Genomic DNA, 6,858 nt, shown 5'->3' with positions numbered 1-6,858 from the left:
TGCCCGGTGCTGGAAGGTTAAGGAGAGGGGTTAGCGTAAGCGAAGCTCTGAACTGAAGCCCCAGTAAACGGCGGCCGTAACTATAACGGTCCTAAGGTAGCGAAATTCCTTGTCGGGTAAGTTCCGACCCGCACGAAAGGTGTAACGATTTGGGCACTGTCTCAACCAGAGACTCGGTGAAATTATAGTACCTGTGAAGATGCAGGTTACCCGCGACAGGACGGAAAGACCCCGTGGAGCTTTACTGTAGCCTGATATTGAATTTTGGTACAGTTTGTACAGGATAGGCGGGAGCCATTGAAACCGGAGCGCTAGCTTCGGTGGAGGCGCTGGTGGGATACCGCCCTGACTGTATTGAAATTCTAACCTACGGGTCTTATCGACCCGGGAGACAGTGTCAGGTGGGCAGTTTGACTGGGGCGGTCGCCTCCTAAAGTGTAACGGAGGCGCCCAAAGGTTCCCTCAGAATGGTTGGAAATCATTCGTAGAGTGCAAAGGCATAAGGGAGCTTGACTGCGAGACCTACAAGTCGAGCAGGGACGAAAGTCGGGCTTAGTGATCCGGTGGTTCCGCATGGAAGGGCCATCGCTCAACGGATAAAAGCTACCCCGGGGATAACAGGCTTATCTCCCCCAAGAGTCCACATCGACGGGGAGGTTTGGCACCTCGATGTCGGCTCATCGCATCCTGGGGCTGTAGTCGGTCCCAAGGGTTGGGCTGTTCGCCCATTAAAGCGGTACGCGAGCTGGGTTCAGAACGTCGTGAGACAGTTCGGTCCCTATCCGTCGTGGGCGTAGGAAATTTGAGAGGAGCTGTCCTTAGTACGAGAGGACCGGGATGGACGCACCGCTGGTGTACCAGTTGTTCTGCCAAGGGCATAGCTGGGTAGCTATGTGCGGAAGGGATAAGTGCTGAAAGCATCTAAGCATGAAGCCCCCCTCAAGATGAGATTTCCCATAGCGTAAGCTAGTAAGATCCCTGAAAGATGATCAGGTTGATAGGTTCGAGGTGGAAGCATGGTGACATGTGGAGCTGACGAATACTAATAGATCGAGGACTTAACCATATAATATGAAGCAATGTTATCTAGTTTTGAAAGAATATAAAAAACTTGTTGACTTTAAAAGTTAAATGAGTTACAATAATTCTTGTCTTAAATGAATACAGTCTGGTAATGATGGCAGAGAGGCCACACCCGTTCCCATACCGAACACGGAAGTTAAGCTCTCTAGCGCCGATGGTAGTTGGGACCTTGTCCCTGTGAGAGTAGGACGTTGCCAGGCAATATTATTCCGCAGTAGCTCAGCGGTAGAGCTATCGGCTGTTAACCGATCGGTCGTAGGTTCGATTCCTACCTGCGGAGCCATTGGAGAGCTGTCCGAGTTGGCCGAAGGAGCACGATTGGAAATCGTGTATACGTCACAAGCGTATCAAGGGTTCGAATCCCTTGCTCTCCGCCATAGGATTTATAATATTTGGCCCGTTGGTCAAGTGGTTAAGACACCGCCCTTTCACGGCGGTAACACGGGTTCGAATCCCGTACGGGTCACCACTTCGGAGGATTAGCTCAGCTGGGAGAGCACCTGCCTTACAAGCAGGGGGTCGGCGGTTCGATCCCGTCATCCTCCACCATATATATTTTAAATGTCGGAGGGGTAGCGAAGTGGCTAAACGCGGCGGACTGTAAATCCGCTCCTTCGGGTTCGGCAGTTCGAATCTGCCCCCCTCCACCATTTTCTTTAAAATAACCTGAGAGGGTTTATTTTTTTGAAAAGATAACCATACTAGTAAATATTAATGGGCTATAGCCAAGCGGTAAGGCAACGGACTTTGACTCCGTCATGCGCTGGTTCAAATCCAGCTAGCCCAGCCATTTACGAGCCATTAGCTCAGTTGGTAGAGCATCTGACTTTTAATCAGAGGGTCGAAGGTTCGAGTCCTTCATGGCTCATCATTTTTGCGGAAGTAGTTCAGTGGTAGAATACAACCTTGCCAAGGTTGGGGTCGCGGGTTCGAATCCCGTCTTCCGCTCCAATTTTCAATATGACATGCCGGGGTGGCGGAACAGGCAGACGCACAGGACTTAAAATCCTGCGGTGGGTGACCACCGTGCGGGTTCGACCCCCGCCCTCGGCACCATATGCGCCCGTAGCTCAATTGGATAGAGCGTTTGACTACGGATCAAGAGGTTAGGGGTTCGACTCCTCTCGGGCGCGCTTTTATTAACGGGAAGTGGCTCAGCTTGGTAGAGCACCTGGTTTGGGACCAGGGGGTCGCAGGTTCAAATCCTGTCTTCCCGATATTCCCAAAAACATGGGGCCTTAGCTCAGCTGGGAGAGCTCCTGCCTTGCACGCAGGAGGTCAGCGGTTCGATCCCGCTAGGCTCCACTTTATTTATTATATGTCTCGGAGGTATACCCAAGTTCGGCTGAAGGGATCGGTCTTGAAAACCGACAGGCGGTGAGAATCGCGCGGGGGTTCGAATCCCTCTACCTCCTCCATTTTATTTTTAAATGGTTTAGACATAAATAATAAAATATTTCTTTTTTCCTTCATGGAGGTATACCCAAGTTCGGCTGACTGAAGGGATCGGTCTTGAAAACCGACAGGCGGCGAGAGTCGCGCGGGGGTTCGAATCCCTCTACCTCCTCCATTTTTTCTAAATTAAATATTTTATCATCGCGGGGTGGAGCAGCACGGTAGCTCGTCGGGCTCATAACCCGAAGGTCGCAGGTTCAAATCCTGTCCCCGCAACCAAATGGTCCCGTGGTGTAGTGGTTAACATGCCTGCCTGTCACGCAGAAGATCGCCGGTTCGACCCCGGTCGGGACCGCCATTTTAATAAGGCTCGGTAGCTCAGTCGGTAGAGCAGAGGACTGAAAATCCTCGTGTCGGCGGTTCGATTCCGTCCCGAGCCACCATTTTGAAGTCGCAAGCCGACTTAGCTCAATTGGTAGAGCAACTGACTTGTAATCAGTAGGTTGGGGGTTCAAGTCCTCTAGTCGGCACCACTTTCAAAATGAGCCATTAGCTCAGTTGGTAGAGCATCTGACTTTTAATCAGAGGGTCGAAGGTTCGAGTCCTTCATGGCTCACCATTTACAATTTAATGCGGGTGTAGTTTAGTGGTAAAACAAGAGCCTTCCAAGCTCTGGTCGAGAGTTCGATTCTCTTCACCCGCTTTTCAATTATGGGCCTATAGCTCAGCTGGTTAGAGCGCACGCCTGATAAGCGTGAGGTCGATGGTTCGAGTCCATTTAGGCCCACCATAATTGTTCCGCAGTAGCTCAGTGGTAGAGCTATCGGCTGTTAACCGATCGGTCGTAGGTTCGAGTCCTACCTGCGGAGCCATATTTATAGAGAAGTACCCAAGTGGCTCAAGGGGCTCCCCTGCTAAGGGAGTAGATCGCTAACGCGGTGCGAGGGTTCGAATCCCTTCTTCTCTGCCAGTAATTGGCCCGTTGGTCAAGTGGTTAAGACACCGCCCTTTCACGGCGGTAACACGGGTTCGAATCCCGTACGGGTCATACTAAAAGAGATAGCATAATCTGCTATCTCTTTTTTGTTGTGTAAAAGTGGACTTTGAATAGTCTGCTTTTTTTTATGGATTTCTGGTGTCTTTTCTTTAATACTGGTTATTAATCATTGCAATAAATTGTAGAAGATTGATGTATATGCAATTATTTTTGCAACCTTTTTATTCTCTCATTCGACTATATTAGTAAAGGGAGGAAGAAATAAAAATGGACATAGCCTATTTAGTAAAACAAGCAATAAGAGGAAATGATCAAGCATTTGAACAACTCATTACTTTTGTTCGCCCAAAATTATATCGAACAGCCTATTCTTATGTAAGAAATGAACAAGATGCACTGGATATATACCAAGAAACAATTTATGAAGCATATCTTTCACTGAAAAAATTAAAAAAGCCGGAGAAATTTCAAAGTTGGATTATCAAAATTCTTGTTTTTAAATCCATTGATTTTGTAAGAAAATCCTCTAGACAATTTGTTGCGAATGATAAAATATTTGCTAATTTATGTACAGAAGAGAGCATGAATACATTAGAACAATCATTGGATTTAACCGAGGCATTTAATTTTTTAGATCCTACTTACAAAACTATTATTTTATTAAGGTATTATCACGATTTATCTATTAAGGAAATTGCTGAGGTTCTTAATTCTCCAGAAGGAACGATAAAATCTCAATTACATCGAGCAAAGCAAGTCTTACGCCCCATTTTAAAGGAGGGATATAGTTATGAATAAAGATGAATTTAATCACCATATCAATGATATTCCTATACCAGAAGACCGGTTAATTCAAAGAGAAAAAACAGCCATGCTTCAAGCTAAGAAAAATCAATATCGTAGGAAAAAAACAATCAAGTATTCTAGTCTTGTTGCTTGTGGAATATGTGTTTCTTTTTTAGGTTTTGGATTCATTTCTCCTGCTATGGCAAAGACATTATCGAGTGTTCCAGTTATAGGCCCCATTTATGCACAATTTAATGATATTGCTTCTGATAAAATTGAAAAGGATGAGCTTGCTACATCCATTGAAAGACAAGATAACCATAGTGGTTTAACGATGAATGTGAAAGAAGCTGTTTACGATGGCGGACGTTTAGTGATCACGGTGGAATACAAAGGAGAAAATACTATTTCCAATAGCAATGAAGAGAAAGCTGGATTTAGTTATGTAACCATTAATGGGAAAGAAGTTAGAGCTCCAATTGGTTCTACTTCACAGAAGTCAAAAGGACGAAACACCATTATCGAGCGGCATGAATTCACTCTGGCTAATTACGGTGAATTTGGTGATAAAATTGATGTTTCAGTCCATGGAGAAGATTTATTTGGAAAAACAGGAACATGGAACGTAGCATTTCCTCTTACAAAAGTTGAAGGTGAGATTCGTAAATTTACTCCTAATATAAAAACATTAACGAAAGATAATCTGTATGCATTAACAGTAGATCAAGTAGCCTTTTCTTCACTTTCAACGAGGATTGATTTGACCTTTGATTATCCAAATGAAATGGAAGTTAATGATAGCTGGCCAGCACTTGATTATACTGTCACTGATGATAAAGGAAAAATCTACGAAGGAGTCAGCTTACAAGTTGGTAGCACGGGACTATACGGACACCATATTGTTTTAGCTCTTCCACCAATGGAGAATCCTCCAAAATCCTTAACAATTGAACCTACGTATCTTAGTGGTCTAAATGCTACATTAAAAAATGGAGGTGCTGAAGATTTGAAAACGACTGTGTGGCTACAATAATTGAAGAGCTTGGCTAGGTTTCCATGTCTATTGAATGTTAATAAGTGATCGTATGTTAATTTGACGTGTATGGAAAAAACATCGCTATCCAGCTAAGATAAATTTGTATCCATATAATCAAAAAACGCTATTCTTTTGTAGAAATATACAGAAAGGATGGCGTTTTTTATACTGTTATCATTGTCGAGTTTTGTCGGTAAGTCGATATATTGCAAAAATCGCTGATATAATTTGAGTTACGGTCGATATATTTAAAAAATCGCTGATATATTTGGAGTTACGGTCGATATATTCTAAAAATCGCTGATATAATTTCACTTACCGACAAAAAACATAAGAAAACCCCCTTTCACAATCTAAAGAAAACGCCTCCATTGAAATGGATTCCACACCTATTCCAATAACTTTACACTTTATGTGAAAAAGTTCACAAATAGGTCATAATTTGTGAAGTAATTCACAATGATACGTGCTACAATATGAGTGTAAAGAAGTTAAACAACATTAAATTAGTATTTTAATTAATTACTTAAACAATCATAAAAAATAGATGTGAACAATAGAGAGGGGAAATTACCATGAAAAAAGGTATCAATCGTGTAGTATTAGTAGGAACAGGAGCTGTAGGTTGTAGTTACGCTTACTCAATGATCAACCAAGGTGTAGCTGAAGAATTCGTATTAGTAGATGTTAATGAAGCAAAAGCAGAAGGGGAAGCAATGGACTTAAGCCATGCGGTACCATTCTCTCCATCACCAACAAAAGTTTGGAGCGGTAGCTATGCAGATTGTAAAGATGCAGACTTAGTAGTTATCACTGCTGGATTACCACAAAAGCCAGGTGAAACTCGTTTAGACTTAGTTGAGAAAAATACAAAAATCTTCAAACAAATCGTTCGCGGTATTATGGATAGCGGATTCGATGGAATCTTCTTAATCGCAACTAACCCAGTTGATATTTTAACTTACGTAACTTGGAAAGAATCTGGTCTACCAAAAGAGCGCGTAATCGGTTCTGGTACTACTTTAGACTCTGCTCGTTTCCGTTACATGTTAGGTGACTACTTAGATGTAGATCCACGTAACGTTCATGCTTACATCGTTGGTGAACACGGTGACACTGAACTTCCAGTATGGAGCCACGCTACTATCGGTGTACAAAAACTAGAAACAATCTTAGCTAACAACGAACAGTACAAACAAGAAGACTTAGATAAAATCTTCGAAAATGTACGCGATGCAGCTTACCATATCATCGAGCGTAAAGGTGCAACTTACTACGGAATCGGTATGTCACTACTTCGTGTAACTAAAGCAATCTTAAGCAACGAGAACAGTGTATTAACTGTATCTGCATACCTTGAAGGACAATACGGTGAGAAAGATGCTTTCGTAGGTGTTCCAGCTGTTATTAACCGCGAAGGCGTACGTGAAATCGTAGAACTTGAGTTAAATGAAGAAGAAAAAGCGAAATTTGCTCATTCTGTAAAAGTATTAAAAGAAACAATGGCACCAGTACTATAATAATTGCTAAATCATTCAGAGGCGGGAAACTGCTTCCTACC

At 43.2% G+C, this 6,858-nt stretch carries 3 protein-coding genes, 24 tRNA genes and 2 rRNA genes (1 of these 29 cut by a window edge); all 29 read left to right on the top strand.

Features of this window, described 5'->3' with window-relative positions:
- A 23S ribosomal RNA gene (locus ATN06_RS25000) occupies positions 1–1,066 on the top strand; it begins 1,866 nt to the left of the window's first position.
- 101 nt (positions 1,067–1,167) lie between these two features.
- A 5S ribosomal RNA gene (gene rrf / locus ATN06_RS24995) occupies positions 1,168–1,283 on the top strand.
- Positions 1,284–1,291: 8 nt separating this feature from the next.
- Positions 1,292–1,366: transfer RNA gene (locus ATN06_RS24990), tRNA-Asn, on the top strand.
- 2 nt (positions 1,367–1,368) lie between these two features.
- Positions 1,369–1,460: transfer RNA gene (locus tag ATN06_RS24985), tRNA-Ser, on the top strand.
- Between the two features lie 17 nt (positions 1,461–1,477).
- Positions 1,478–1,552, top strand: a tRNA-Glu gene (locus ATN06_RS24980).
- A gap of 4 nt (positions 1,553–1,556) precedes the next feature.
- A tRNA-Val gene (locus tag ATN06_RS24975) sits at positions 1,557–1,632 on the top strand.
- 17 nt (positions 1,633–1,649) lie between these two features.
- Positions 1,650–1,733, top strand: a tRNA-Tyr gene (locus ATN06_RS24970).
- A 65-nt stretch (positions 1,734–1,798) separates the two neighbouring features.
- Positions 1,799–1,873 (top strand) — tRNA-Gln (locus tag ATN06_RS24965).
- 5 nt (positions 1,874–1,878) lie between these two features.
- Positions 1,879–1,951 (top strand) — tRNA-Lys (locus ATN06_RS24960).
- Positions 1,952–1,959: 8 nt separating this feature from the next.
- Positions 1,960–2,034: transfer RNA gene (locus ATN06_RS24955), tRNA-Gly, on the top strand.
- Between the two features lie 16 nt (positions 2,035–2,050).
- Positions 2,051–2,139: transfer RNA gene (locus ATN06_RS24950), tRNA-Leu, on the top strand.
- Positions 2,140–2,142: 3 nt separating this feature from the next.
- Positions 2,143–2,216, top strand: a tRNA-Arg gene (locus tag ATN06_RS24945).
- A gap of 10 nt (positions 2,217–2,226) precedes the next feature.
- A tRNA-Pro gene (locus tag ATN06_RS24940) sits at positions 2,227–2,300 on the top strand.
- Between the two features lie 15 nt (positions 2,301–2,315).
- Positions 2,316–2,388 (top strand) — tRNA-Ala (locus tag ATN06_RS24935).
- Between the two features lie 20 nt (positions 2,389–2,408).
- Positions 2,409–2,501, top strand: a tRNA-Ser gene (locus tag ATN06_RS24930).
- Between the two features lie 55 nt (positions 2,502–2,556).
- A tRNA-Ser gene (locus tag ATN06_RS24925) sits at positions 2,557–2,653 on the top strand.
- Between the two features lie 27 nt (positions 2,654–2,680).
- A tRNA-Met gene (locus ATN06_RS24920) sits at positions 2,681–2,757 on the top strand.
- A 3-nt stretch (positions 2,758–2,760) separates the two neighbouring features.
- Positions 2,761–2,836 (top strand) — tRNA-Asp (locus ATN06_RS24915).
- A 9-nt stretch (positions 2,837–2,845) separates the two neighbouring features.
- Positions 2,846–2,921, top strand: a tRNA-Phe gene (locus ATN06_RS24910).
- A gap of 14 nt (positions 2,922–2,935) precedes the next feature.
- Positions 2,936–3,011 (top strand) — tRNA-Thr (locus ATN06_RS24905).
- A gap of 10 nt (positions 3,012–3,021) precedes the next feature.
- Positions 3,022–3,097: transfer RNA gene (locus tag ATN06_RS24900), tRNA-Lys, on the top strand.
- Between the two features lie 13 nt (positions 3,098–3,110).
- Positions 3,111–3,181 (top strand) — tRNA-Gly (locus ATN06_RS24895).
- A gap of 10 nt (positions 3,182–3,191) precedes the next feature.
- Positions 3,192–3,268 (top strand) — tRNA-Ile (locus ATN06_RS24890).
- Positions 3,269–3,275: 7 nt separating this feature from the next.
- Positions 3,276–3,350: transfer RNA gene (locus ATN06_RS24885), tRNA-Asn, on the top strand.
- A gap of 7 nt (positions 3,351–3,357) precedes the next feature.
- A tRNA-Ser gene (locus ATN06_RS24880) sits at positions 3,358–3,448 on the top strand.
- A 6-nt stretch (positions 3,449–3,454) separates the two neighbouring features.
- Positions 3,455–3,526 (top strand) — tRNA-Glu (locus ATN06_RS24875).
- 216 nt (positions 3,527–3,742) lie between these two features.
- Complete coding sequence (locus tag ATN06_RS24870; protein WP_060632712.1) at positions 3,743–4,273, top strand: sigma-70 family RNA polymerase sigma factor; 531 nt, start codon at positions 3,743–3,745, stop codon at positions 4,271–4,273.
- On the top strand, positions 4,266–5,294 hold the full coding sequence (locus tag ATN06_RS24865) for a DUF4179 domain-containing protein (RefSeq protein ID WP_060632711.1): 1,029 nt from the start codon (positions 4,266–4,268) through the stop codon (positions 5,292–5,294). The genes ATN06_RS24870 and ATN06_RS24865 overlap by 8 nt, the downstream gene beginning before the upstream one ends.
- Positions 5,295–5,872: 578 nt before the next feature.
- Positions 5,873–6,817, top strand: a complete 945-nt coding sequence (locus tag ATN06_RS24860) for an L-lactate dehydrogenase (protein WP_060632710.1) — start codon at positions 5,873–5,875, stop codon at positions 6,815–6,817.
- Positions 6,818–6,858 lie beyond the last annotated feature (41 nt).

It is taken from the genome of Bacillus thuringiensis, from assembly GCF_001455345.1.
GTDB classification, from domain to species: domain Bacteria; phylum Bacillota; class Bacilli; order Bacillales; family Bacillaceae_G; genus Bacillus_A; species Bacillus_A thuringiensis_N.
The sequence above is the reverse complement of the archived record's forward strand: the minus strand, read 5'-3'. Positions and strand labels throughout refer to the sequence as shown.

Excerpts from the sequence above, each read along its gene's own strand:
- ATN06_RS24865 (WP_060632711.1), top strand. The coding sequence starts at position 4,266 with ATGAATAAAGATGAATTTAATCACCATATCAATGATATTCCTATACCA.
- ATN06_RS24860 (WP_060632710.1), top strand. The coding sequence starts at position 5,873 with ATGAAAAAAGGTATCAATCGTGTAGTATTAGTAGGAACAGGAGCTGTA.
- ATN06_RS24870 (WP_060632712.1), top strand. The coding sequence starts at position 3,743 with ATGGACATAGCCTATTTAGTAAAACAAGCAATAAGAGGAAATGATCAA.